Annotated in this window: 23 protein-coding genes; 8 read left to right on the top strand and 15 right to left on the bottom strand. The window is 63.2% G+C overall.

Going from position 1 to position 26,455, the window contains the following annotated elements:
• Positions 1-179 precede the first annotated feature (179 nt).
• Positions 180-2,024: an aminopeptidase P family protein gene (locus ACWTU8_RS05420; protein WP_455847324.1), complete on the top strand. Its 1,845-nt coding sequence runs from the start codon at positions 180-182 to the stop codon at positions 2,022-2,024.
• Positions 2,025-2,074: 50 nt separating this feature from the next.
• Here ACWTU8_RS05420 and ACWTU8_RS05415 read toward each other — a convergent pair whose 3' ends face one another.
• Complete coding sequence (locus tag ACWTU8_RS05415) at positions 2,075-3,112, bottom strand: LacI family DNA-binding transcriptional regulator (RefSeq protein ID WP_455840322.1); 1,038 nt, start codon at positions 3,110-3,112, stop codon at positions 2,075-2,077.
• 270 nt (positions 3,113-3,382) lie between these two features.
• On the opposite strand from ACWTU8_RS05415, the gene ACWTU8_RS05410 reads away from it, so the two are divergent.
• The 7 genes from ACWTU8_RS05410 (at position 3,383) to ACWTU8_RS05380 (ending at position 9,474) form a co-directional block, all read left to right on the top strand.
• Positions 3,383-4,390, top strand: coding sequence for a sterol desaturase family protein (locus ACWTU8_RS05410; RefSeq protein WP_455847323.1), 1,008 nt, complete (start codon positions 3,383-3,385; stop codon positions 4,388-4,390).
• A gap of 111 nt (positions 4,391-4,501) precedes the next feature.
• Positions 4,502-5,488 carry a sugar ABC transporter substrate-binding protein gene (locus tag ACWTU8_RS05405; RefSeq protein WP_455847322.1) on the top strand — a complete coding sequence of 329 codons (987 nt, stop codon included), beginning with the start codon at positions 4,502-4,504 and terminating at the stop codon, positions 5,486-5,488.
• 171 nt (positions 5,489-5,659) lie between these two features.
• The gene (locus ACWTU8_RS05400; RefSeq protein WP_455840380.1) at positions 5,660-6,661 is read left to right on the top strand and encodes an ABC transporter permease; all 1,002 of its coding nucleotides are present in this window, start codon (positions 5,660-5,662) and stop codon (positions 6,659-6,661) included.
• Positions 6,661-7,452 (top strand): ATP-binding cassette domain-containing protein, encoded by a 792-nt coding sequence (locus tag ACWTU8_RS05395; protein ID WP_027153775.1) that lies wholly within the window; start codon positions 6,661-6,663, stop codon positions 7,450-7,452. Before ACWTU8_RS05400 ends, ACWTU8_RS05395 begins: the two co-directional genes overlap by 1 nt.
• 103 nt (positions 7,453-7,555) lie before the next feature.
• Positions 7,556-7,867, top strand: a complete 312-nt coding sequence (locus tag ACWTU8_RS05390) for a MocE family 2Fe-2S type ferredoxin (RefSeq protein ID WP_455840318.1) — start codon at positions 7,556-7,558, stop codon at positions 7,865-7,867.
• Position 7,868: 1 nt separating this feature from the next.
• A complete protein-coding gene (locus tag ACWTU8_RS05385) occupies positions 7,869-8,651 on the top strand; it encodes a TIM barrel protein (protein ID WP_455840317.1) in 783 nt (260 codons plus the stop codon).
• Positions 8,652-8,661: 10 nt separating this feature from the next.
• Positions 8,662-9,474 carry a 3-methyl-2-oxobutanoate hydroxymethyltransferase gene (locus ACWTU8_RS05380; RefSeq protein WP_455847321.1) on the top strand — a complete coding sequence of 271 codons (813 nt, stop codon included), beginning with the start codon at positions 8,662-8,664 and terminating at the stop codon, positions 9,472-9,474.
• 34 nt (positions 9,475-9,508) lie between these two features.
• Here ACWTU8_RS05380 and ACWTU8_RS05375 read toward each other — a convergent pair whose 3' ends face one another.
• From ACWTU8_RS05375 to murG, 14 genes are all read right to left on the bottom strand, one after another.
• Positions 9,509-9,805: an AzlD family protein gene (locus ACWTU8_RS05375; RefSeq protein ID WP_455840315.1), complete on the bottom strand. Its 297-nt coding sequence runs from the start codon at positions 9,803-9,805 to the stop codon at positions 9,509-9,511.
• Positions 9,802-10,530, bottom strand: coding sequence for an AzlC family ABC transporter permease (locus ACWTU8_RS05370; RefSeq protein ID WP_455847320.1), 729 nt, complete (start codon positions 10,528-10,530; stop codon positions 9,802-9,804). Before ACWTU8_RS05370 ends, ACWTU8_RS05375 begins: the two co-directional genes overlap by 4 nt.
• A 222-nt stretch (positions 10,531-10,752) precedes the next feature.
• Positions 10,753-11,445, bottom strand: coding sequence for a DUF2461 domain-containing protein (locus tag ACWTU8_RS05365; RefSeq protein WP_455848389.1), 693 nt, complete (start codon positions 11,443-11,445; stop codon positions 10,753-10,755).
• Positions 11,445-13,652: an NAD-dependent DNA ligase LigA gene (gene ligA, locus ACWTU8_RS05360; protein ID WP_455847319.1), complete on the bottom strand. Its 2,208-nt coding sequence runs from the start codon at positions 13,650-13,652 to the stop codon at positions 11,445-11,447. Before ligA ends, ACWTU8_RS05365 begins: the two co-directional genes overlap by 1 nt.
• A 139-nt stretch (positions 13,653-13,791) precedes the next feature.
• A complete protein-coding gene (gene recN / locus ACWTU8_RS05355) occupies positions 13,792-15,462 on the bottom strand; it encodes a DNA repair protein RecN (RefSeq protein WP_455847318.1) in 1,671 nt (556 codons plus the stop codon).
• Positions 15,463-15,475: 13 nt separating this feature from the next.
• The gene (locus tag ACWTU8_RS05350) at positions 15,476-16,345 is read right to left on the bottom strand and encodes an outer membrane protein assembly factor BamD (protein ID WP_455847317.1); all 870 of its coding nucleotides are present in this window, start codon (positions 16,343-16,345) and stop codon (positions 15,476-15,478) included.
• A gap of 203 nt (positions 16,346-16,548) precedes the next feature.
• Positions 16,549-17,496 (bottom strand): UDP-3-O-acyl-N-acetylglucosamine deacetylase, encoded by a 948-nt coding sequence (gene lpxC, locus ACWTU8_RS05345; protein WP_029351446.1) that lies wholly within the window; start codon positions 17,494-17,496, stop codon positions 16,549-16,551.
• A 272-nt stretch (positions 17,497-17,768) separates the two neighbouring features.
• On the bottom strand, positions 17,769-19,433 hold the full coding sequence (ftsZ, locus tag ACWTU8_RS05340; RefSeq protein ID WP_455847316.1) for a cell division protein FtsZ: 1,665 nt from the start codon (positions 19,431-19,433) through the stop codon (positions 17,769-17,771).
• A 67-nt stretch (positions 19,434-19,500) separates the two neighbouring features.
• Positions 19,501-20,808, bottom strand: coding sequence for a cell division protein FtsA (gene ftsA, locus ACWTU8_RS05335; protein ID WP_065010306.1), 1,308 nt, complete (start codon positions 20,806-20,808; stop codon positions 19,501-19,503).
• A complete protein-coding gene (locus ACWTU8_RS05330; RefSeq protein ID WP_455840308.1) occupies positions 20,805-21,746 on the bottom strand; it encodes a cell division protein FtsQ/DivIB in 942 nt (313 codons plus the stop codon). Before ACWTU8_RS05330 ends, ftsA begins: the two co-directional genes overlap by 4 nt.
• The gene (locus ACWTU8_RS05325; RefSeq protein ID WP_455847315.1) at positions 21,734-22,660 is read right to left on the bottom strand and encodes a D-alanine--D-alanine ligase; all 927 of its coding nucleotides are present in this window, start codon (positions 22,658-22,660) and stop codon (positions 21,734-21,736) included. Before ACWTU8_RS05325 ends, ACWTU8_RS05330 begins: the two co-directional genes overlap by 13 nt.
• A 302-nt stretch (positions 22,661-22,962) precedes the next feature.
• On the bottom strand, positions 22,963-23,928 hold the full coding sequence (gene murB, locus ACWTU8_RS05320) for a UDP-N-acetylmuramate dehydrogenase (protein WP_455847314.1): 966 nt from the start codon (positions 23,926-23,928) through the stop codon (positions 22,963-22,965).
• Entirely contained in the window at positions 23,925-25,331 is a 1,407-nt protein-coding gene (murC, locus tag ACWTU8_RS05315; RefSeq protein WP_095518654.1) for a UDP-N-acetylmuramate--L-alanine ligase, read from the bottom strand. Before murC ends, murB begins: the two co-directional genes overlap by 4 nt.
• Positions 25,328-26,455 carry an undecaprenyldiphospho-muramoylpentapeptide beta-N-acetylglucosaminyltransferase gene (murG, locus tag ACWTU8_RS05310; RefSeq protein WP_455847313.1) on the bottom strand — a complete coding sequence of 376 codons (1,128 nt, stop codon included), beginning with the start codon at positions 26,453-26,455 and terminating at the stop codon, positions 25,328-25,330. Before murG ends, murC begins: the two co-directional genes overlap by 4 nt.

Raw genomic sequence — 26,455 nt, 5'->3', positions numbered from 1 at the left:
ATGGCGTCTATGCGCAAAAGCGATGCTCTGGCCAAACCCCACCGATTGTTAGGCGGCTGACGCTGTAGGACTCTGATCTTGCGCTGATTTTCTCCGGACCGAAGATCGGCGTAGCAAAAGTCGATTCCGATTTTCGGGGTCATGCGCTACGGTCGCGCCAACAGCCGAGGAGAGGCCATATGTTCCAGACCTTTGATTCCGCCGGCGACCCCGCCGTCGGCAAGCCGCGTGTTGCGTTGCTCCGTCAATGGCTCGCGGCCAACGGGCTGGATGGCTTCATCGTGCCTCGTGCCGACGAGCATCAGGGCGAATATGTCGCCGACCGCTCGGCGCGGCTAAAATGGCTGACCGGCTTCAGCGGCTCGGCCGGCGTCGCCATCGTGCTCGGCGACCGTGCTTTCATGTTCATCGACGGGCGCTACACGCTGCAGGTTCGCCAGGAGGTCGATCTCGACATCTTCTCGATCGAAAGCCTGGTCGACAATCCGCCCCCCACCTGGATCAAGGACAATCTCGGCAAGGGCGTGCGGCTTGGCTTCGATCCGTGGCTGCAGACGATCGGCGACGTCAAGGCGCTGAAAGCTTCGGCCGAAAAATCGGGGGCGACATTGGTGCCGCTCGAGAAGAATCCAATCGATGCCATCTGGAAGGACCAGCCCGAACCACCGCTGGCGCCGGTCGAGCTCCATCCGATCGCGTTTGCCGGCGAACTGGCCAAGGACAAGCTGGCACGGCTGGCCGAGGCCATCGGCAAGGATGGCGCCACCCATGCCGTGCTGACCGACCCGTCCTCCATCGCCTGGGTCTTCGACATCCGCGGCGGCGACGTGCCGCATACGCCGCTGGCGCTCGGCTTCGCCGTGCTCGCCTCCGACGGGTCGCACCTGCTTTTCATGGACCAGCGCAAGTTTTCGCGGACCGTCGCGGCCTATCTGACGCAGCTCGCCGAATTGCACGAACCCGGTGAATTCGAAGCGGCGATCGCAGCCCTGGCCAAGGGCGGCGCGAAGATCGCGCTGGACCCGGTGCTGGCGGCGGAGAAACTGAGAATGCTGGTCGAGGACAATGGTGGCACCGTCATCACTGCACCTGATCCTGCCCGCATTCCACGCGCGACGAAAAACCAGGCCGAGATCAACGGCGCCCGCGCCGCGCATCGCCGCGATGGCGCCGCCGTAGCCAAGCTGCTTTGCTGGCTCGACCGTCAGGAACCCGGCAAGCTCGACGAGATCGCAGTCGTCACCAAGCTCGAGGAGTGCCGCCGCAGCACCGGCGAGGAAACGCAGATGCCGCTGCGCGACCTGTCCTTCGACACCATCTCGGGCGCCGGTCCGAACGGCGCCATCATGCACTACCGTGTCTCCCGTGCCACCAGCCGAAAGCTTCAGTCTGGCGAGCTGTTCCTGCTCGATTCCGGCGGGCAGTACCAGGACGGCACCACCGACATCACCCGCACCGTGCCGATCGGCAAGCCGACCGAGGAAATGCGCGAACGCTTCACATTGGTGCTAAAAGGCATGATCGGCATTTCCATGCTGCGCTTTCCGCCGGGCACGCGCGGCTCCGAGATCGATGCTGTGGCGCGCCTGGCTCTATGGAAACACGGTTGCGATTTCGCCCATGGCACAGGCCACGGCGTCGGCTCCTATCTGGCAGTGCACGAGGGCCCGCAGCGCATCGCCAGGACCGGCACCGAAAAGCTGCTGGCAGGCATGATCGTTTCCAACGAGCCGGGCTACTACAAGGAAGGCTCTTACGGCATCCGCATCGAGAATCTCGTCCTGGTGACGCCGGCCGAGCCGATAGAGGGCGGCGACATCGCCATGCACGGCTTCGAGACACTGACACTGGCGCCTATCGACGTCAGGCTGGTGCGGTCCGACCTATTGACGCGCGACGAGCTGCATTGGCTCGATCAATACCATGCGCGGGTGCTTGCCGAGATTGGACCGATGCTCGACGGCGAAACGCTGGCCTGGCTGGAAAAGGCAACCGCACCACTGCCTCACGATGCAAAGATCTGAGTTTTGAAAGGCGTCGGGCCACCGGGTTGCCGATCTCGGCAAATTGCCGGCTAGATATTCTCGCGAGTGTATATTTCAAAGGGCAAGATGGTGGTGAAGTTGCCGCTCTCATTCGGGGCGGAGACCGCACGGACCATCCCTGCCAGCGCTTCCTGCGCGATGCGGGCAAGCGGGTGCGAAATGACAAAGGTCAGCGTCCCGTCGAGCAACGCCGGGCGGGTCGAGTCCATCAGCTCATAACCGACGACGACGAGGCTGCCGGCCCGGCCGGTGGAGCGCAGTGCCGCGATAGCGCCAGTGATGCCACCGCCGGCGACATAGAGACCGGAGAGATCCGGATTGTCGTTCAGCAGCTTCTCGGTCATCTCCTGCGCGATGGCGCTCGATTCGAAGGTCAGCAGCGGCTCCAGCAGCGTGAAGCCCGGCGCATGCTCGCGGAAATAGGAGCGAAAGCCGCTCTCGTTCATCTCCTGGCAGCGGTAGCGATGATTGCCGACGAGGATGCCGAGCTTGCCGGGCGCGCGACAGACATGCTCGAAGACCCAGGCCGCGGTGCGCCCGACCTTCCAATTGTCCAGCCCGATATAGCTGGCATGGCCCGTCGCCGATATCTGCGAGATCAGCGCAAAGACCGGCACGTTGCGGGCATTGAGCGTATCCACCGCCTGGGTGACGAGTGGATGGACCGCGGCGACGACGCCAACAGCGTTGCATTCGGCGCCCAAGGCCAGCATGCGCGAGGCGACGTGCTGCGGCGACAAATCGTCTAAAAACTCGGTACGCAGCTCTATTTCGCAGTCGGGCATCGTTGGCACCGCCGCACGCAGCGCCTCGGCAATGTTGCGGTAGAAGGCCCGGCCGGGCTGATGCAGCAGGAAGCCGAACCTGAAACGCGGCCGGGCGGCCGCCACACGGCTGCGCAGCGCCCCCATGCCATAGAAACCGATCTGCTCCGCGGCCAGCATGACATGCTCGCGCGTACCCTGACGGACGGCGCCCGAACCACTCAGCACCCGGTTGACCGTGGCCACCGAAACATTCGCCTCGGCGGCGACGTCCTTGATCGTTGGCCGCTTGCCTTGATCCATTTCGTCTCATCAGCGTGTAGCAATTGATACAAAGATATCATTCATTAGGCAATCCTGAGATGAATGATACAATCATTTTGGAATAAACATTCTATTCTTGATTCATTTTGGATCAAGATGTTTATCTCAACAAAAGCAAGCAAGGCGGAAGCACCGCCGGCCCAAGGATAGCAACAGCACAGCGCAGAGACGTTCTGACTCTCCGCCGACGGCGGGGAGAGGCCGCGTGCGTGTTCGGGCCATCCCAGGGCGTTGCGAGTGGAGTTCTGGATGGACGATCTCAAATACGGCGTGCGCGACAAGCGCGGCGACTGGAAGCCGAACGGGCGCATCGAGGTCGTTCCGTTCTGGAGCTGGCCGCCTAAGCTGCCGAAGATCCTAGCTTGGCTGCCTGGCTATTTCTGGCCGTGGAATGCCTTCCACATGGCCACCGCCCTCCTCTACTGGTTCTATATCGTCCCTGGCATCGAGACGATAAAGACCATCAATTGGCGCTGGGCGCTGTGGCTCTACGCCGTCAACGCTTGCGCCATCTTCGTCTTCTACGGCATTTTCGAGCTGCGCTATTATATCAAGCGCGCGCAGGCGACGCGCTTCAAATACAACCACAAATTCCCCGCCGATGCGCCCTCCGACGTCTTCTGGTTTCAGAGCCAGAACCTCGACAATTTCCTGCGCTCGTTCTTCATCACCATCCCGTTGTGGACGGTGGTTGAAGTCGTCTTCCTGTGGTGCTTCGCCAACGGATACGTCCCCTGGGTCAGCTGGCAGGATCACCCGCTCTACCTCGCCGCGCTGGTGCTGATCGCGCCGGCCATCCACGAGGTGCACTTCTTCTTCATCCACCGCCTGATCCACTGGGGGCCGCTCTATCGCTGGATCCATTCGGTCCACCACAATTCGATCAACCCCTCGCCCTGGTCGTCGCTGTCGATGCATCCGGTGGAAGGGTTCCTCTATCACGCGGTCGCCTTCTGGCACCTGGTCATCCCGTCCAATCCCATTGTCGCGCTGTTCCAGTTGCATGTTGCCGGCTTCGGCGCGGTCAACGGTCATCTCGGCTTCGACAAGCTAGAGGTGACCGAGGACAAGGCCGTCGAAAGCCATGCCTACGCGCACTACCTGCACCACAAATATTTCGAGGTGAACTACGGCGGCGACGGGCTGATCCCGCTCGATAGATGGTTCGGCACCTGGCACGACGGGACCAAGGAGGGCGACGCCATGATGGACGCCCGGTTCAAGAAAAAGCGGGAGCGTATGAACGCCAGGGCATGACCCGGCGAACCATCGATCACGTCATGCAGCGCGAGCGGGAGAGAGGCGCGCGTGCGGGAGAGGCACAGTTTTCTAAACCCGTCTGAAGACGGCAAATGGGAGGAGAAAGACATGAAGCATATCACGAAACTCTTGGCAGCGATCATGCTGGCTAGCGTGGCGGCGACAGCCGCTACCTCCGCCATGGCGGAGCCCAAGGGAGCGAAAATCTTCGTTATCGGCGGCAAGGCCGACGATCCGTTCTGGTCGAAGGTCAAGAAGGGCGCCGACGACGCTGGCAAGGTCGCGGAATTGACGGGCGGCTCGGTGACCTGGCTCGGTCCGCAGAATTACGACAATCTCGGCCCGGACGCGGCCAAGCTCATCCGCACCGCGCTCAGCCAGAATCCGAGCGCCATCGTCGGCCCGGACTGGGTGCCCGAGGCCATGGATGACGCCTTCAAGGAAGTCGTAGCCGCAGGCGTGCCGCTCATCATCTACAATTCCGGCGGGATGGATGCAGCCAAGCGGCTCGGCGCCATGAACTATGTCGGCAACGAAGAATACACGGCTGGTCTGGGCGGCGGCGAATATTACGGCAACCACGGCTCAAAGAACGTGCTGTGTGTCAACACCTTGCCGGGCGCCACCAACACCGAAGACCGCTGCAAGGGCATTGCCGACGCCATCGCCAAGAGCGGCGGCAAGTCCAGCCAGCTGCCGCTGCCCTCGTCCAGCTTCGGAAACCCGACCGTGGTGGCGGAGGCGATCAAGGCCGCGGTGCTGAAGGACAATACCATCGACGGCGTCATCACCATCAGCGCCGGCGACGCCAACAGCGCCGCCAACGCAATCGGCCAGGCCAATGTCGGCGACAAGGTCAAGCTTGCTTCCTTCGACATGGACGAAACCGGCCTGCAGCGCATCAAGGAGGGCAAGCAGATGTTCTCCATCGACCAGCAGCCTTATCTGCAGGGCTATCTCGCCGTGTCGCTGCTGAACGGCTTCGTCAACTATGGGCTCGACCTGCCAACGAAGCCGGTGCTGACCGGACCGGGCATCGTCGACGCCTCCAACGTTGACGCGACGTTGGCAGGTGCCGCCGCCGGCGCTCGCTAGCTTGCGCAAAGTGTCCGGCCAGAGGATGCGTCCGAGGGCCGGACATCGCCGGCCGGCGCCTCCGACGGAAGGCCGCGCCAGGCTCCCCATGTTCAAGCCAGGGACACTTCGATGACATCCCAAGCCCATGACCAACCCGCCGTGGCAGCGACTGCGCCCCCGCACTCTTCGATGCCCTCGATCGGGGGGCTCGTTCGGCGCCCCGAGGTCGGCTCGCTGATCGGCATGATCGCCGTGCTGGTCTTCTTCTCGATCTTTGGCGGCGCCAATTTCATGTCGGCCGGCGGCGCCGCGAGCTGGCTCAACGTCGCCTCGGAACTCGGCATCATCGCACTGCCGGTCGGGCTGTTGATGATCGCCGGACATCTCGACCTCTCCGTCGGCTCGATGGTCCCGGCCAGCTCGATGACCATTGCCATCATCTCGGGCCACTACGACCTGCCGATCATCGTCGGAATCCTCGCAGCCCTCGGCCTTGGACTCACCGTCGGGTTCATCAACGGCCTGCTGGTGATCCGCACCAAAGTGCCATCCTTCGTCGTCACCCTGGCAACGCTGTTCGCACTGGCCGGACTGACGCTCGGTCTCTCGGTCATTATGACGGGAAGCACAAGCGTGGCACTGAAAAGTGGGCCGATGGCAAAATTTCTGCTGGGCGACTATCTCGGAGGCAAATTCGAGGTAACGCTGTTCTGGTGGATTGCCGTCATCCTGATCGTCGGCTTCATCCTGAATTTCTCGCGCTTCGGCAACTGGATCCTCGCCATGGGCGGCGACGCCGTGAGCGCCCGCAATGCCGGCATCCCGACCGATCGAGTGACGATCGCGCTATTCATGAGCAGCGGTCTGTGCGCGGCCTTCGTCGGCATGTCGCAGGCAATCCTCTACAACAGCGCCCAGGTGGCCGCCGGCCAGTCGTTCATCTTCAACTCGATCATCGCCGTGGTCATCGGCGGCGTGCTGCTCACCGGCGGATACGGATCGGTGGTCGGCATCGTGCTTGGCACGCTGACCTTCTCGATCGTCAACCAGGGCATTTTCTACACCGGCTTCGACGCCAACTGGGCGAGCCTCATCATCGGTGTCCTGCTGCTCGCCGCCGTGCTGATGAATAACACGTTCCGCACCATGGCGCTGACCTACTCGCCGCGCACCAAATCGAGGGCCCGCTGATGACCACACCCCTGCTCAGGCTGACCGGAATCAACAAGTCGTTCGGTCCGATCGACGTTCTTCACGACATCTCGCTCGACGTCAACAGAGGCGAGGTTCTGTGCCTGCTCGGCGACAATGGCGCGGGTAAATCCACGTTGATCAAGATCCTCTCCGGTGTCCACAAGCCGACATCGGGGACAATGGAAATGGACGGCAAGGCGGTCGAATTCGGCAGCCCCCGCGACGCCAGCGATCATGGCATCGCGACGGTCCACCAGTTCGGCGGCACGTTCCCGCTGATGAGCATCGGCCGCTCCTTCTTCGTCGGCGCCGAGCCGACACGGCGCTGGGGGCCGCTCACCATCTACGACCGCAAGCGGGCCAACGAGATCGCCGTCACCGAGATGCGCCAGCTCGGGATCACCCGCATCGACGACGGCGACCGCCTCGTCGGCGGGCTGTCCGGTGGCGAGCGGCAGGCGTTGGCAATCGCGCGCGCTGTCCACTTCGGCGCCAGCGTGCTGATCCTCGACGAGCCGACCGCCGCACTCGGCGTCAAGGAGGCGGCTCACGTGCTGCGCATTGTGCTGCAGGCGCGCCGCAAGGGCATCGCGGTCATCTTCATCACCCACAATGTCGTCCATGCGCTGACCGTCGGCGACCATTTCGCCGTGCTGATCAGAGGCTCCAAGGCCGCCGATTTCCGCAAGGGCGAGAAAAGCCGCGAGGCGATCACCGACCTGATGGCCGGCGGCGAGCAGATGGCCGAGCTCGAAGCCGAGATCGAGAGCTTCAGCGCAACACAATGAAGACGCCCGCTCTCCTCCACAGGGCATCTTCTCGGGCGGCCGGCGGAATGCGTGTTCCCGCCGGCCGCCTTTCGACCAACCGAAGACAGACAGCAGGCAGACAATGGCGACGTGGATTAATGCGTGTGCGACTGACGATATCGAGGAAGAGGACCTGGTCCGCTTCGATCATGATGGCCGGACCTTCGTCATCTACCGCAGCCCCAATGACGAATTCTTCTGTACCGATGGCCTATGCACGCACGAAAAAGTGCATCTGAGCGGCGGGCTGGTCATGGAATACAGGGTCGAATGCCCGAAGCACAACGGCGTGTTCGATTACCGCACCGGCGAAGCGCTGCGCGCGCCGGTTTGCGTGAACCTTAAAACTTACAACACCAAGGTCGAGGCCGGCCGCGTCTATATCGAGATCTGAGATGAGTGATACGTTCACCCTTGCGGCCTGTGCCGAGATGCTATGGCGCGACCGGCCGATGGAATGGCGCGTCAGGCGCCTCACTGAAATGGGCTTTCATGTCGGCCTCTGGAACTGGCCTGACCATGACCTCGCAATGCTGGAAAAATCCGGCACGACCTTCTCGATCATGAACGGCTATCTCAGGGGCCGGCTTGCCGATGACGACGGCGCCGCCGAGTTGCTAAGGACGGCGAAGGAGACAGCGGCGGTCGGCAAGCGCCTCGGCGTCGCCCGGCTCAATTTGCACGGCACCGGACTGGGCGAAGGCGGCCTGCCGGTCACGCCCTGCGAGACCATCACCGGCGCGATGTGGCTCAAGGCCCGCGACACGCTGACCCGCATCGCCGACCTCGCCGAAGCCGAGGGCGTGATCTTCACGCTGGAGAATTTGAACCTTCCGGTCGACCACCCCGGCGTGCCGTTTGCGCACGCCGAACATACGCTGGCGCTGGTATCGAGCGTGAACCGGCCGGGCCTGCGCCTCAATCTCGATCTTTATCACGCGCAGATCGGCGAAGGGAATCTGATCAAACTCTGCCGCGCCTGCCTGCCGTGGCTCGGCGAGGTCCAGGTGGCCGACGTGCCAGGACGGATGGAGCCCGGCACTGGCGAAATCAACTATCGCGGCATCGCTCGCGCGCTGAAGGACATGGGCTATCGGGGGCCGGTCGGCATGGAGGCCTTCGCCTCCGGCGATCCCGAGGCGGCGCTCGAAGCCTTCCGCAACGCTTTCACCATCTGAGGGAACAGGAATGGTCACCAAGAACGGCCGGCCCACCGTCGCCGACATCCGCGCCATGAAAAGCCGCGGGCAAAAGATCTCCATGCTCTACGTCACCACGTTCGAAGAGGCAGCCGCGGCGGACGCGGCCGGCGTCGACATGCTGTCGATCGAAGGCCGCTTCTTCTCACCGGAGATGCGCGAGGCCGCTGGCCGCTGCTTCGTGCAGGTCGGTCTCCCCTACGGCCCCGCCGGCAATCTGGTGACATCAGAGGACTATCTCAAAGCTGCCTACCACTTCATGCGCCTCGGCGGCGATTGCTTCTATTGCGCAGCCTCGCTCGATATCCAGAAGACACTCTGCGACAATGCCGTGCCGATCGTCGCCCATGTCGGCCTGATCCCCTCGCAATGCACCTGGACCGGCGGCTTCAAGGCTGTCGGCCGGACAGCCGAAAGTGCGCGCGTCGTGTGGGACCATGTGAAGCGACTCGAAACCATCGGCTGCTTCGGCGCCGAGCTGGAAGTGGTGCCTGACCGGATCGGCGAACTGATCACCAGGAATACACCGATGATCATGCTTGGCATGGGTGCCGGGCCACATGCCGACGCGCAGTACCTTTTCAGCGAGGACGTGCTCGGCCACACCGCCGGCCACAAACCACGCCACGCCAAAACCTACCGCAACTTCGCCGCCGAGTTTGAACGGCTGCAGCGCGAGCGCATCGCCGCCTATCGCGAGTTCATATCCGACGTGCAAACGGGCGCCTACCCCGAGCCGCAGCATGTGGTGCCCGTCACCGACGAAGAGCTTTCCGCCTTCAAGGCAGCTCTAGGCCTCTAGAGCGTTGAAGCGCGCGGCGCCTCGGTCAGTCTGATTACCCGATGAACTGCCGCGCCAGGATCAACACCGCGGCGCCCGCCAGGAACATCGCCATCAGCCCGCCGCGCAGCGAGACCAGCGCGGTCACGATCAGCGCCGCCCATTCCGCCGGTCCGGCGGTAAGGGCGGCAGGCGCCACCAGTGTCGTCAGCACCGCCGCAGGCACGGCGTTCAGCCCGGCCTCGACACGCGGATGGATATTTTCGAAACGCGAGATGACCAGATGCCCGCCGATGCGGGTGAGATAGGTCGCGATCGCACCGGCGATGATGATCCACAAGGTTGTGCTCATGGCTTCGCCTCGACGCCGCTATGGTGCGGCGGCAGGATGACCGCGAGCAGCACGCCGGCGACGGCGCCGATCGAGACATGCCAAGGCGAACCGACCGTCTTGTAGGCGATGATGGAGGCGGCAGCACTGGCAACGACCACCGGCAACCACAGCGGTCTCTTGCGGAAACCCAGGACCAGGCCGAGGAAATAGATCGGCAGCAGGAAATCGATGCCCAGCGCATGTGTATCAGGAATGAGCTTGCCGAACACCGCGCCAAGCGCGCTTTCGGTCACCCAGAACACATAGACCGGGAGGCCAAGCCCCATGTACCAGGCAAAGCCGACGGTTTCGCCGGCCTCCGCCTTGCGCTCGGCCACCGCGAACTGCGGATCGGTCAGGATGAAATAGCCGACAGCCTGTTGCACCAGCGGCCAATGTGCGATGCGCCGGCCGATGCCCGCCGAGTAAAGCACATGGCGGAAATTCACGGCGAAGATCGACAGCACGATCAGCCATGGCGCGACATGCTGCCCGAACAATTCGATGCCGACCATCTGGCTGGCGCCACCGAAAACCATGGCACTCATCAGGGAGGCTTCCAGAACCGAAAAACCGTTGTCGACGGCAATAGCGCCGAACAACAGCGCAAACGGCGCCGACGCCACGACGACAGGCAACGAGAGCCGCACGCCTTGCCAGAATTCGCTCTTCGCACCGTTTTCGGGGATTGCTTCCGCCGACATCAGCCACTCCTTTAGAGCGCCGCTCGTCCTGTTGGACGCGGACGCTCTAACGCTTTGAATCGGATCACCCGAAAATCGATCCCGACTTTCGGGCCGATGCGGGGAAAGGCCGTATGTAGGGAGCGCTGCCAGCCTTGTCACACCAATTCGCTTGAGCCAATGATCAGCGGAAATGATCGCCGCAGCCATGTTGCACGTCAGGCCTGCGCCATCCTTCGGAGATTAATCCACCGGGACCCTGGCTTCGATCGCCCTGCCCCAGTCGAGCAGCGGCTTGGCCCGCAAGGCGAAATCGACAAGCTCGTCGACCAATGCCGGCCCAAAGATTCCCGCAGGGTCGATTTCGTGCCGGACGGCGAAATGCCGGTTGCGGATGGCCGCCGCGAGATCGGCCTCCTTGACATGCTCGAAGCCGCGTGGCGCTCGCTTCATGCAACCTTCCGCATCGAGTTCGAGACGGTTTTTCTTCAGCGCCTTGATGAGCGCCCGGAATTCGCCCGGCCGCGTCGCGACGGCGTTGCGCATCGCCAGCAAGAGCGGCGGCCCGGGCTGCCACCAGGCAACGCCGGCAAAGCATCGCTCAAGCCCGATATGGACGAAGAACACGCCCTGTTCCATCTTGGTGCCGTCAGGCGAAAGGATCGCCGACAAATGCCGGTTGTAAGGTCGTTTGTCCCTAGCGAAACGCACGTCGCGATTGATCCGGAACAGCGACTTCTTGCGATCGCCGCGCAAACCCAGCCCTGCTGCCGTGAAGCGCTCGGAGAGCGTTTCGATCAAATCGCCGAAGGGATCGCGCAGCTCGCGTTCGAAGAGGTCGCGGTTTTCCAGAAACCACTCCCGGCTCTGATGAAAATCGAGTGCCTTGAGAAAGGGAATGGCCTTTTGGCCGAAACCGTTAAATGCAGCGGCCATCATGCTCCTTTGCCGATCCGCTGCAACCAAGTGTCCTCGTCGATCACCTCGATGCCGAATTTGGTCGCGTCCTTCAGCTTGGAACCGGCGCCTGGGCCTGCCACCACGAGATCGGTCTTCGCAGAGACTGAGCCGGCGACCTTCGCGCCGAGACGTTCAGCCATCGCCTTGGCCTCGGGGCGTGTCATCTTTTCCAGCGTGCCTGTAAACACGATCGTCTTGCCGGCGACCGCGCTGCCGGCTGAGACGTTCACAATGTACGGCTTCGGGTGGACCTGCGCGAGCAAGGCTTCAAGCACGTCGTCGTTTCGTTCATTGCCGAAGAAATCGCGAAGCGCGCCTATCACCGTGTCGCCGATGCCATTGATCGATGGGAAAACGGTGTGTGGATCGGCCGCCGCCGCAGTCTCCTTGCCGATGCGGATCAACTCCTCAATGGTTGAGAAGGTTCGGGCAAGTACAGCGGCCGTGGTCTCGCCGATATGGCGGATACCCAGCGCGAAAATAAAGCGATCGAGTTCCGGTTCGCGGCGAGCGTCGATGGCGGCGAACAGCTTGTCGAGACCTTCGTAGTTGCGTTCCTCGACACCGCGCACATTCTTGCGCGTCTTGCCCGATGCGGCCTCGCGCTGCCTGGCCTGCTCCTCGCGCCGCTCAGCCAGCGCCTTGGTCACGGCGGGACGGCGATCCCTAAGAGTAAAGATATCGGCGGCTGTTTTGATCAATCCCGCATTGAAGAACAGGTCTATGTTTTCGGCGCCCAGGCCTTCGATATCCATGGCGCCACGTGACACGAAGTGGCGCAATCCTTCCACGGCCTGCGCGGGACAGATCAGTTCGCCGGTGCAGCGTCGGCGGGAATCTTCCTTGCCGGTCTTTTCGTTGATCTCGCGCGTTGCGGGTGAGCCACAGATTGGACAGGTGTGCGGGAATTCGTAGGGCACGGCATCAGCGGGGCGCTTGTCGATAACGACGCTGACGATCTGCGGAATGACGTCGCCCGCCCGCTGGATGACGACTGTGTCGCCGATACGCACGTCACAGCCGTCGCGGATTGGCTGGCCGTTGCTGTCGAGACCCTTGATGTAGTCTTCATTGTGAAGCGTGACATTTTCGACCACCACGCCGCCAACCGTGACGGGCGCAAGCCGTGCAACGGGCGCCAGGGTGCCGGTGCGGCCGACCTGAATGTCGATCCTGAGCACGGTCGTCATTGCCTGTTCGGCAGGAAATTTATGAGCGATGGCCCAGCGTGGTTCGCCAGTGGCGAAACCCCATCTGCGCTGCAATTCCAACTGATCCACCTTGTAGACGACGCCGTCGATGTCGTAGCCGAGCGACGAGCGCTGGGCCTCGATCAGGTGATAGTGCGCGACCAGATCGTCGACCGACTTCGCCCGCACCATCAGCGGACTGATCTTGAACCCCCACTCAGCGAATTTTTGCACTGAATCGTATTGCGTCGGAGCGGGATCCTCTGACGTGTAGCCCCAGGCGTAGGCTAAGAACTTGAGGTTGCGGCTGGCGGTAACGGACGGATCCTTCTGACGCAGGGATCCGGCCGCCGTATTGCGCGGATTGACATAATCCTGGCCGCCAACCGCCGCCGACCGTTCCTTCAAAGCCTCGAACTCCGCGTAGGTCATATAGACCTCACCCCGTATCTCGATCACATCAGGCCAGCCCGAGCCTTTCAGGTGCTTGGGGATGTCGGCGATTGTCCTGAGATTGGCGGTGATGTCCTCCCCGACGGCGCCGTCACCGCGCGTTGCTCCCTGCACGAACACACCGCCTTCATAACGCAGCGAAGCCGATAGCCCGTCGATCTTCGGCTCAGCCGTGAACGCGATGCCCAGATCCTTATCGCGGTTAAAGAAACGCCGGCCGCGTTCGATGAAGTCGGCGACATCCTGGTCGGTATAGGCCTTGGCAAGACTGAGCATCGGCACCGCATGGCGCACCTTGGCAAAGCCTTCCGCCGGTGGCGCGCCCACTCGGCGCGATGGCGAATCCTCTAGCACCAAAGCGGGGAAGCGCTGTTCGATGGCGAGGTTGCGCTGCGTTAGCGCGTCATATTCCGCGTCCGTTATAACAGGTGCGTCCTCGGTGTGGTAGCGCCGGTCGTGCTCGGCGATCTCCGCCGCCAGCCGCTTTAGCTCGCTTGCGGCTTCGCTTTCGCTGAGCGAATCAACTGGTTTTTCGGCCATGCATTGCTCCCTTCCCGGTGGCGCGACACAATAGAACAGGATTCTCCCATGAGGGAGAGACCGGGACGAGAAAATCATTCCTGAACAGCGGGATGGAGCCACGTCCTGACTCGATCCACAACGCCGAGCATGAGCTCTGCTATGCTGCGGTGTTCTCCCGCAGCAGACGCTCGGCAGCCGCACGCGCCTCGTCGGTGATGGTCGCCCCGGCAAGCATCCGCGCGATCTCTTCCTGGCGCGCCGCCCGGTCCATCTCGGCAATGCCGGTGGCGACACGATCGGCCCCGCCGGATTTGGAGATCAGGAAATGCGTCGCCGCGCGTGCCGCCACTTGCGGCGCGTGCGTAACCGAAAGCACCTGCACGCGCTTCGACAGCCGCGCCAGCCTTTGGCCGATGGCGTCCGCCACCGCGCCGCCAACGCCGGTGTCGATTTCATCAAAGACCAAGGTCGGCGCCGAGCCGCGGTCGGCCAGCGCCACCTTCAGCGCCAGCAGGAACCGAGAAAGTTCGCCACCGGAGGCGACCTTCATCATCGGGCCTGGTCTTGTGCCGGGATTGGTGCGCACCCAGAACTCGACCTGATCGATGCCGTCTTCCATGCGGCTCTCGGCCTCACTTGCCATTTCGACGATGAAGGCTGCCCGTTCGAGCTTCAGTGCCGGCAGTTCGGCCATCACCGCCTTGGTCAAGCCGACCGCCGCCGCATGGCGAAGCGACGAAAGCTGTGCCGCCGAAATGTCGTAGGTCTCGCGCGCGGCGGCAGCTTGCTTCTCCAGCCCGTGCAGGCGCTCCTCGCCGGCATCGAGATCGGCGAGATCGGCGGCCATCGTGTCTCGCAATTGCGCTAGATCGTCGACCGCCACACTGTGCTTGCGTGAGGCGGCGCGCAGCGAAAACAGCCGCTCCTCGGCCTGTTCCAGCCGCCGCGGATCGTATTCGGTGGCGCGAAGTGCCGCTTCCACCCCCGACTGTGCCGCGTCGAGCGACAGCATCGCCTCATCAAGCGATTTGACCACGTCTTCGAGCAGGCCGGGTGCCTCGGTCACCTTGCGCTGCAGTCGCCGCAACAGGCTGGCGAGTTGCGGCAAGGGCGAGGACGGGCCCGAGAGCACATCTTGCGCGTCATGGATTTCCGAGGCGATCTTTTCCGCGCGCATCATCGAGGCGCGCAGTTCGGCAAGGTCGGCTTCCTCGCCGGGCTGGGGGTCGAGCTTCGTCAATTCGGCGACGGCGGCGCGCAGATAGTCGGCCTCGCGGGCGGCCGCTTCCACCTTGGCGCGATGTCGCGAAAATTCCTGCTCGCACGCCCGCCAGTGCCGCCATGCCTCGCCGGTCGCCCGCACAGCGCCGAGATGACCGCCGAAGCTGTCCAGCAATTCGCGATGGGCGCCGGGATCGACCAGGGCACGCTCGTCATGCTGGCCGTGGATCTCAACCAGCGCGTGACCGACGTCGCGCATCAGTGTCACGCTGGAAGACTGGTCGTTGACGAAGACGCGAGTACGGCCATCCGCCGTCTGCACGCGGCGCAGAATGATGTCGCCATCGTCCTCGATAGCGTTATCGGCAAGCAGCATGCGGGCAGGATGGTTGCGCGGCACGTCGAACACGGCGATGACCTGGCCCTGTGCCGCGCCATGCCGCACCAGCGAGGCGTCACCGCGGGCGCCAAGCGCCAGCGACAGCGCGTCGAGCAGGATGGATTTTCCAGCGCCGGTTTCGCCGGTCAGCACCGAAAGACCGGACGAGAAGTCGATGTCCAGCTTCTCGATCAGAACGATATCGCGGATCGACAGTCTGGAAAGCATGGTGACGCGCCGCTCAGGCGCCGGTGATCAGCTTCCCGGCCTTGGCGATCCACGAGCCCGCATTCTCGCGCGGCTCGAGCCCACCAGTCTGCAGGAGCTTGTAGGAATCCTTGTACCACACGCTGTCGGGATAGTTGGTGCCGAGCACAGACGCGGCGGTCTGCGCTTCCGATGTCAGCCCCATCGCATAATAGGTTTCGGTAAGGCGCGCGAGCGCTTCCTCGACATGGCGCGTGTTGGAATAGGTCTCCACCACGACGCGGAACCGCTTGACGGCGGCGATGTATTCACGGCGCTCGAGATAGTAGCGGCCGATCTGCATCTCCTTGCCGGCGAGCTGGTCGTTGGCGAAGCGGATCTTTTCCTTGGCGTCGTCGACATATTCGGAATCGGGCCAGCGCGTCACCAGATCCTGCATCGTCTGCACGGTCTGACGCGCTTCCTTCTGGTCCTGGGTGACATCCCTGATTTGCCGATAGTAGCTGAGCCCGATGATGTACTGGGCATAGGCCGCGTCGTCGGTCGACGGATAGAGCGTGAGATAGCGCTTGGCCGAACCGATCGCCTCGGTATAGTTGCCCTGGCGATAGTCGGCAAAGGCGCCCATCACCATCGATTTGCGGGCGTATTCGGAATAGGGATGCTGGCGGTCGACCGCACTGAATTTGCGGCTCGCCTCCTGCAGGCGCCCGGCATTCAGATTGGCGAGGCCCTGATTGTAGAGAACGTCGGCCGGCTCGGTCTGCTCGACATAGGTCGACAGGTCGACATCCTTCTCGGACGACATGCAGGCCGACAGGAACAGCGATGGAACAACCACCGAAAGCGCCAGGAAAACAGCCCGATGCGGCGCTTTCGATTGACCAATTCGCTTGAAGAACATGATTGGATTCCGCCCTTTCGGCGTCATTTCAGTCGTCGGCAGCAGGCATAACCATAATCGCCGTGCCCGGCAACGCTATCTCCGGCCAATCGCACATTTTTGTGGCAGCCTGGCGCAGCCCGCACACCTGCGTGATTTCGCCGGCCAATGGTGCATTCATGCAACACAGGCCGGCGGCCATAAAACCCGAAAAACGTTAAGAATCAGATCATCCAGGGTGCGTAGACAGGTGCATAGACGGCGCTCATCTCGGCGGTACGACCGCGCTCGCGGCGTGTCGTCTCGACGATCTCGAACGCCGAACGGTCCGACAAAAGGCGGCGCAGCGCTGCCGCATTCAGCCTGTGGCCGCCGCGATAGGAGCGGAAGCAGCCAATGAACCGGGCGCCGGCCAGCGCCAGATCGCCCATGGCGTCCATCGTCTTGTGGCGCACGAACTCGTTGGGATAGCGCAGGCCTCCCATGTTGATCACGCGGTTGTCGTCGCCGATCACCAGGGAGTTTTCCAGCGAGGAGCCGAGCGCATAGCCGGCTGCCCACAGCCGCTCGACGTCCTTCATGAAACCAAAGGTGCGGGCCCGCGCGATATCGCGGCGGAAAATATCGGCATTCATGTCCGATGCGAAGAGCTGACGGCCGATCGCAGGGCTTTCGAAATCGATCTCGATTTCGAAGCGCGTGCCGTCATAGGGCCTGAACTCCGCCCAGGAGGCACCGTTCTCGATGCGAACCGGCTTGACCAACCTGATATAGCGGCGCTTGACCGGCAGCGAATCGATGCCCGCCTGGTCGATAGCCTCTACGAACGCCATGGCGCTGCCGTCAAGGATCGGAACCTCATGGCCGTCGATCTCGATGACGACATTGTCGATGCCGAGCCCGAAAAGCGTGGCCATCAGATGTTCGACGGTGGCGATGTGCTCGCCTGCCGGATCGCCGAGCATGGTGCACAGATCGGTAGCGCCGACCTCGGAAACGAGCGCACGGAACTCCCGGTCTTCGCTTCCATTCGAAAGCTGGAACACGACACCCGTATCAGCGTCTGCCGGCAGGAAATGAACGGTAACGGAATTGCCGCTGTGAACGCCGGTGCCGGTCAGCGTCGCACGCGATTTAAGTGTCGTCTGATAGTCGTGCAAAACAAACCCCATAGCCCATACCGCCTTCGTCCGCTTCATCAGCCCGAGGGCGCGGCTCTTTGATCGGCATGCAGGGCCACTTCCCCGAATCCCAGCAAACCGACATTGCTCGGGCGAAGATAGTTGCCCGGCAGGAAGTCTCCAAATCACGGTTTCTTACTCTGTGTAACCGCGATCCGGAGCGGGTATAGTCTCGTAACACCCTGTTTTGCAATCGCTTTTAAGATTAACAGGCAAACAACTTTTTGTCTGCCTGTTAATAACTGTTACGGACCGTTAACAGATCAATTCGCCTGGCGGCGCAGGAACGCCGGAATTTCCAGCTGATCGTCTTCCTGGACAGCCCTGCTCTGCGGCGTCAGCCGGCCCTGGTCGTCCAGCTGGCCGCGGCGTGGCGCGTAAAGCTGCGGATCCTGGCTGGCAAGGCGGCGCACTTCGGGCGCCGCCTGGCGCAGTTTCGGCTCGCGCGGCTGCGCCGGCTGCAGTCGTGCGGGCTCTTCTTCGCGGCGGGTAAGGCCGTTCGTCAGGCGCTTGAGCAGTCCCATCGGTCCGCTGTTCTCGTGGTCGGCCGGACGGCTTTTGGCTTCCACCTCGGCTTTAACCACCGGCGGAAAGTCCTCGACGCGCGGCATGCGCTGGGGCGCTGCGGCTGCCGGCTGAAGCACTTCACGCTGCGGGGCAGGCTGCATCGCCTGCTGAACGATTGGCTGCACCATCGGCTGCGGCTGGGCCGGCGGAGCCTGGAAGATCTTGCTCTGCGGGCGAAAATCTTCCGCCTGGGCAGCCGGCGCGGAACGCGCCATCGCCGCGGCATTCGCCTCGGCGAGCTGGATTGCCTCTGCTACAGGATCGACGGCGCGTGGCTCGTAGCCCGCCTGCTGGACAGGCGCCGGACGGTTTTCCGTGACCGGAGCGGCCGGGCGACTGACCGGCTTTGGCGGAGCCGTGCGGATGGCGATCGGCGCGGCGGCGATTTCGGCCGCCGATTTGTCGATGCCGGTGGCGACCACCGAGACGCGAATGACGCCTTCGAGGTCCTCGTCGAACGTCGCACCCAGAATGATGTTGGCCTCCTGGTCGACCTCCTCGCGAATGCGGGTCGCCGCTTCGTCGACTTCGAACAGGGTCAGGTCGCGGCCGCCGGTGATCGAGATCAACAGGCCCTTGGCGCCCTTCATCGAGGTTTCGTCGAGCAGCGGGTTGGCGATCGCGGCTTCGGCGGCGGCCATGGCGCGGCCCTCGCCGGAAGCTTCGCCCGTCCCCATCATCGCCTTGCCCATCTCGCGCATGACCGAGCGGACGTCGGCGAAGTCGAGGTTGATCAGCCCTTCCTTGACCATCAGGTCGGTGATGCAGGCGACGCCGGAATAGAGCACCTGGTCGGCCATGGCGAAAGCGTCGGCAAAGGTCGTCTTGTCATTGGCCAGCCGGAACAGGTTCTGGTTGGGGATGACGATGAGGGTATCGACGCATTTCTGCAATTCCTCGATGCCCAGATCCGCCGTCTTCATGCGGCGCTGGCCTTCGAAATGGAATGGCTTGGTGACGACGCCGACGGTGAGAATCCCCTTCTCACGCGCAGCACGTGCAACGACCGGCGCGGCCCCCGTGCCGGTGCCGCCGCCCATGCCGGCAGTGACGAAGCACATATGGGTGTTGGAGAGGTGGTCGACGATCTCGTCGATGCATTCCTCCGCCGCCGCGCGCCCCACTTCCGGTTGCGATCCCGCACCCAGGCCCTCGGTGACATGCGCGCCGAGTTGGATCAGGCGGTCCGACTTGGACATGGTCAGCGCCTGCGCGTCGGTATTGGCGACCACGAACTCGACGCCGCGCAAGCCAGCAGTGATCATGTTGTTGACGGCATTGCCGCCGCCGCCGCCGACACCGAACACGGTGATACGCGGCTTGAGCTCGGTGATATCCGGCTTCTGCAGATTGATGGTCATTGTCTCCGTCCTTTGCCTTTCCCGCCGCTTCGCCGCTGCGGCCGCCTATGGGGCTGTCCCCGTCAATTTAAAAACTGTCTCTCAACCACTGACTCATTCGATGCAGTTTTCCGCCCGTTCCGGTCATCCTGAGACCAGAAATTCCCTTCGCCGGATGGCTCTCGAAATTCGCCATCTGCGGGTAGATCAGAAGCCCGACCGGCGTCGAGAAAGCCGGCCCCTTGGCCGCCTCCGGCAGGCCCGCCACACCGAGCGGACGGCCGATGCGCACATTGCGTCCGAGAATGCGGCGCGCTGCCTCGGGCAGGCCGGAAAGCTGGCTGGCGCCGCCGGTCAGCACGACGCGCTTGCCGACGGCGTTGCCGTAGCCGGACCTGTTAAGCCGGTCGCGCAACAGTTCGAGCGTCTCGTCGATGCGCGCCCGGATGATGCGCGTCATCACCGAACGCGGTATCTGCAGGGGCACCTCGCCATCCTCGCCGATCGGCTGTATCGAGACCAGGTCGCGGTCGTCGGCACTGCCGGGCAGCGCCGATCCATGCATCACTTTCAGCCTCTCGGCGGCGTCGAGCGAGGTCGACAGGCCCTTGGCCATGTCCAGTGTGACGTGGTTGCCGCCGATGGCGATGGCGTCGCCATGAACGAACTTGCCTTCCGAAAACACCGAGATCGTCGTGGTGCCGCCGCCCATGTCGATGCAGGCCGCACCCATTTCGAGTTCGTCGTCGACCAGTGCGGCAAGCCCGCTGGCATAGGGGGTCGCCACCATGCGCTCGACCGAGAGGTGCGAACGGTTGATGCAAAGCTCCAGATTGCGCAAGGGTGCCGCATCACCCGTCAGCACATGCATGTCGACGCCGAGCTGGTCGCCGACCATGCCGCGCGGATCACGCACGCCGCGCTCGGCGTCCAGCGAAAAGCCGACGGGAAGCGAATGGATCACCTCGCGCTCGGCCCGCAGCGCCTGCTTGGCGCCGGCGGCAAGCACACGCTTGATGTCGGCCTCGTCGGCCTCATGGCCGCCGAGATTGATGGTTGCCGAGAAGCTTTCGCTCTTCAGCCGGCCCGCCGTCATGTTGACGATCAGTGAATCGACGGTCAGCCCGGCCATGCGCTCGGCGGCATCGACGGCAAGACGGATGGCGTGCTCGGCCCTGTCGAGATCGATGACGACACCCGATTTCACGCCTTGCGATTTCTGGTGGCCGATGCCGATCACCTGGATGCGATGCGAGCGCCCGCGCAGCAGCATGCCGTCCTCGCGCGGCTTGAGCTTGGCCACCACGCAGCAGACCTTGCTCGAGCCGACATCCAGCACCGTCATGATGCCGGACCGGCGCGACGAGGCATCGCTGTTGCCGCCAAGCCAGCTCATATCTTCGTCTCCGCCTTGCGCTTCGGCATTTTCGGCTTTTCATTAAGCGCGGCCTGACGCTGCGTCGCCGCCTCGGGCGTCAACTGGACGACGAGACGATCGGAAAGGCGCATGTCGACGGCGGCGATATCGCGCGTCAGCAGCCCGTTCTCTCGGTCCATCCTGACCAGATCGGCGATCGCCTGGTCCTCGCCATCCTGGGGAAGCTTGACCGTGATGCCGTTTTCCAGCTTCAGGTCCCAACGCCGTTCGCCGATGCGGATATAGCCCTTGATCCGTGCGGCAAGCTCTGGATATTTCTTGATCCTGGCCAGGAAATCCGGCGCCTTGGCCGGCGCGCCGGTGCCCACAATCAGCGGCAGCAGCGACTGCTTGCCGCCGGAGAATGGCGCGATCACGGCGCCGGACCGCTCGATGACGGAAAGCTCGTTGCCCTGCTGCCAGAGCGCAAAAGGCTCACGCTCCTCGATGCGCACCTCCAGCGTGTGCGGATAGACCTTGCGCACCGCCGCAACCTCGACCCAGGGCAGCGTGGCTATGCGGCCCCGCGCGGCTTCGGCATCGAAGCCGATCAGCGACGTCCAGCCATCGAGCTGCATCCTGTCGAGAATGTCGATCTCGGAGGTTGCGCGGTTGCCGACGACCTTGATCTGGTCGACGGCAAAGCCGGTGCGGGCAGTGATGCCCTGGACGACACCGTCGACATGTCCGCCGAGATAGGCGCCATAGGCACTGCCCGATACGAGCAGCGCCGCCGAGAGCACGGCTGCGGAAAACGGCGGCACCTCGAAGTCGCCCTCGCCCAGGCGCGCCAGCACGCGCGCCGGCCGGCGAAGCAGACGCGGCAGCACAAAATGGTCGAACGACAACGGCACACCGAACAGCGTCGGCCCGGCCGCGCCCTTCCCCTTGCCCTGTCCCCACTTCAACGCAGACACGAAGCGTCCTCCACCATCCAACTCAACAAATCGCCGAACGAGTGTCCCGCCTGCGCGGCGATTTCAGGCACCAAGGATGTCGGCGTCATGCCCGGCTGAGTGTTGATCTCGAGCCAGACAATTTCACCGTTCTCGGAGTGTCGATCATCATAACGGAAGTCCGACCGGGAAACGCCCCGGCAGCCGATAGCTTGGTGAGCCTTGAGCGTCAGTGTCTGTATTTTTTGGTAAATATTCGGTGAAATTTTTGCAGGGCATTCGTGTTTTGATCCGCCCGCGACGTATTTTGAATCATAGTCGTAGAAGGAATGGCCGGTCGGTATGATCTCGCAAACCCCGAGAGCCACGTCGCCCATTACCGCGCAGGTCAATTCCCGCCCGTGCACATAGCGCTCCACCATGACGGCATCGCCATACTTCCAGTCGGACGAACCGATGACCTGCGGCGGATGCGACTGACCTTCGTGCACGATGACGACGCCGAAGCTCGACCCCTCATTGACCGGTTTGACGACATAGGGCGGCTTCATCGGGTGCTTGTTCTGGATGGCGAAGCGATTAACCACCTTCGATTCGGCAACCGGGATGCCGACGGACTTGGCGATCTTCTTGGCTTGTTCCTTGTTCATGGCAAGCGCCGAGCCGAGCACGCCGGAATGGGTGTAGGGGATCGCAAGATATTCGAGAATGCCCTGGATGGTGCCGTCCTCGCCGAAAGGGCCATGCAGCGCATTGAAGGCAACATCAGGCTTGAGCTCAGCCAGCACCGATCCGACATCGCGAGAAACGTCGACGCGAGTGACCTGGTAGCCTTCCTTCTCGAGCGCGTCAGCACAGGCTTTCCCCGAAGACAAAGACACGGGCCGCTCGGACGAGAATCCACCCAGAAGGACGGCCACGTGCTTGCTTTTCATTTCCCGTCATTCCCTCTCACGGCGGGCCCTCTTACGGTGGGTCTGCATCTCACATGCCCCAAAAAGGGCCACACACTCAAACGCTCGAAGCAGTCCCTGCCCCCATGATTTCCGCAACATCGAGTCCCCGAGCCTCCCGGCAGGTTGCCCTGACGAAAAAAACGCTGATGACGCGTCGAAACGACTCAAATCAGGAAACGCTTCAGGGCAGAGAATCAGAGAGTTGAATCGCTGGCAAGTCCTTACGATTCCGAGAGATTCACTTTCCGCAAAAAGGGCAGCGAAAACTGTGTTGTGAGTCCTTAGAGCAACTGTCCGAGGAATTCCTGGACCTCGTGCCCCGGCCGAAAATTACCGATGCGCTTGATTTCCCAATGCAGCCGGATGCCCGACCGTTCGAGCACGCGCGTGCGCACGGTCTCTCCGAGATATTCGAGGTCGTAGCCGGTCGCGGTTCCCGTGTTGATCATGAAGTTGCAATGCATCGGCGACATCTGCGCGCCGCCGATCATCAGCCCCCGACAGCCCGCCCTGTCGATCTCCTTCCAGGCCGAGGTGCCCTCCGGATTCTTGAAGGTCGAGCCGCCGGTCTTTTCGCGGATCGGCTGCACGGTCTCGCGATGGTGCTGGACGGCGTCCATTGCCGCCTTGATCGCGGCCTTGTCTGCCAAGACCCCTTCAAACACAGCCGATGTGAAGATCAGCCCGGCAGGGGGTGCCGAATGGCGATAGGCGTAGCCCATATCGGCGTTGCTCAGCGTATGCAGGTCGCCCTTGCGGTCGAGCGCCCGCACCTCGACGACGCGCTCGCGCGTCTCGACGCCATTGGCGCCGGCGTTCATCCTCAGCGCACCGCCGACGGCACCCGGAATGCCGTGGTAAAATTCAAAGCCGCCTATACCAGCCTGATAGGCGACAGCGGCAAGGCGCTTGTCGGGCGTGGCGGCGCCCGCCTTGATCGTGGTCGGCGCAATCACTTCGGCTTCGCCAAAGCCCTTGGCCGAAAGCCGGATAACGAAGCCAGTAATGCCACCGTCGCGGACAAGCAAATTCGAGCCGATGCCGACGATGGTCAGCGGTATCTCCTCGGGCACCGCCCTCAGGAACGCGGCGAGGTCGTCCTCGTCGGCCGGCTGGAACAGTGCGTCGGCCAGCCCGCCGGCGCGGAACCAGGTGATCTTGTCCATCTCGGCATTGGGCGTAATGCGGCCGCGCAGGCCGTCAAGCCGGCCGCCGAGCTTGTCGATCAATGCCTGGCCACGCATCATGAGGCGGTACCGCCGAGTTCCCTGGGCAGCGCGTAAGCCCATTGCGTGATGTTGCCGGCGCCGAGGAAGACGACGAAATCGCCGGGTTTCGCCAGGTCGCGGATAACCGGCGCAATCGCCGCCGGGCCTTCGATGTAGCGCGCGTCGCGATGGCCGCCGGAGCGGATGCGCGACACCAATGCCTCGGACGTCACCCCGTCGATCGGCTCTTCGCCTGCCGCATAGATCGGCGCCACCATCACCGTGTCGGCGTCGTTGAAGCAGACGGAAAACTCGCCGAACAGATCATGCAGCCGGGTGAAGCGGTGCGGCTGGGCAATGGCGATTACGCGGCCCTTGGTGGCGTCGCGCGCCGCCCTCAGCACCGCCGCGATCTCGACCGGATGGTGGCCGTAATCGTCGAACACATCGACGCCGTTCCACGAACCGGTACGGGTAAAGCGCCGCTTGACGCCGGCGAAGGACGACAGGCCCTTCCTGATCGCCTCGGCCGAAAGGCCGAGCTCATGCGCGACGGCGATCGCCGCCGTCGCATTGGCGACATTGTGACGGCCGGGCATCGGCAGGCGCAGGCCTGATATCGTCGACTGGCCTCGGGTCTTGCGGTCGCGGATCACCACGTCGAATTCCGAGGTCGGGCCGTCCATGCGGTGATTGGTGAAACGCACATCGGCCTGCGCGTTCTCGCCATAGGTGATGACGCGACGGTCCTCGATGCGGCTGACCAGTGCCTGCACTTCCGGATGGTCGGTGCACATGACGCCGAAGCCGTAGAACGGCACGTTCTCGACGAACTGGCGAAAGGCCTCGCGCACCTTGTCGAAGGAGCCGTAATGATCGAGATGCTCGGGATCGATGTTGGTGACGACGGCAATCTCGGCCGGCAGCTTCAGGAAGGTGCCGTCGCTCTCATCGGCTTCGACCACCATCCATTCGCCGTCGCCCATCCGGGCGTTGGTGCCGTAGGCATTGATGATGCCGCCATTGATCACGGTCGGATCGAGCCCGCCGGCTTCGAGCAGCGTCGCCACCATCGAGGTCGTCGTCGTCTTGCCATGCGTGCCGCCGATGGCCACCGCCTGCCGGAAGCGCATCAGTTCGGCCAGCATCTCGGCACGGCGGACAACGGGAAGCAGTTTCTCTCGCGCCGCCTTCAGCTCCGGATTGGATTTCTTGATCGCCGTCGAGACGACGACCACTTCGGCTTCGCCGACATTATCGGCGTGATGACCGACAAAGCACTCGATGCCCTTGTCGCGCAGCCGCTGCACATTGGCGCTGTCGGCCTGGTCGGATCCTTGCACCTTATAGCCGAGATTGTGCAGCACCTCGGCGATGCCGCTCATGCCGATACCGCCGATGCCGATGAAATGCACGAGGCCTATCGTCTGCGGCATCTTCATGCGTGCGTCTCCTTCCTGAATGCCGATACGCTTTTCTTCGACGCAATAGCCTCTGTCAGATCGGCGAGCAACCGTGCCGCGTCCGGTTTTCCGGCCGATTTCGCCGCCGCTGCCATTGTGGTCAGCCGCTCCGTATCGTCCATCAACGCGCCGACGAGCGCAGCGATGCGCTCGGGCGAGAGCGAGGATTGCGGATGCACTTCGGCGCCGTCTGCCGCTGCTAATGCCGCGGCATTGGCTGCCTGGTCGTGGTCGAGCGCGTGCGGATAGGGCACCAGCAGCGCTGGCCGGCCAATCACCGCGATTTCCGATACGGTCGATGCGCCGGACCGCGACATCACAAGATGCGCCGCAGCCATGCGCGCCGCCATGTCGGTGAAGAAGGGCGATACCTCAGCCTCGACGCCAAGGGCGGCATAGGCCGCCTTCACCCGCTCGACATCGTCGGCACGCGCCTGCTGGGTGATCACCAGCCGCTTGCGTTGCGCGTCGGAAAGCTTTCCAATCGCAGCGGGCATTGCGTCGGAAAAGAACTGTGCGCCCTGGCTGCCGCCAAACACCAGGAAGCGGAACGGCTGCTTCCCGGTCGACGCCGCATAGGGCATCTTTGCCGCCTCAAGCACTTGCGGCCTGACCGGGTTACCTGTCGTCACTGTCTTGGCGCCTGCAGCGCTCGAATCTTCCGGCAAGAACCCGCCAGCGATGGCATCGACGCGGCCGGAGAGCGCCCGGTTGGCACGCCCCATCACCGCGTTCTGCTCGTGGATCATCGTCGGCACTTTGCGGCGCGTCGCCGCATAGAGCGGCGGCAGCGTCGGATAGCCGCCGAAACCGACCACGACGGCTGGCTTGATCCGACCGATCACGGCGGATGCCTGCCGCACGCCACCCCAGATTTTCCAGAAGGCGGCAACCACGGCAAAAGGATTTTTCGAACTCATCGTCGCCGACTGGATCGGATGGATGCCTGCGGCCGGAAACTGGCCGGCAAAACGCTCGGCACGAGCATCGGTGGCGAGATGCACCGTCCAGCCGCGCCTGATCAGCTCATGCGCCAGCGCCTCGGCCGGGAAGAGATGCCCGCCCGTGCCGCCGGCGGCCAGAAGGATCGAGCCCTTCGACAT

This window comes from Mesorhizobium sp. BHbdii (assembly GCF_053848045.1).
This window is presented reverse-complemented; position numbering and strand designations above follow the sequence as displayed.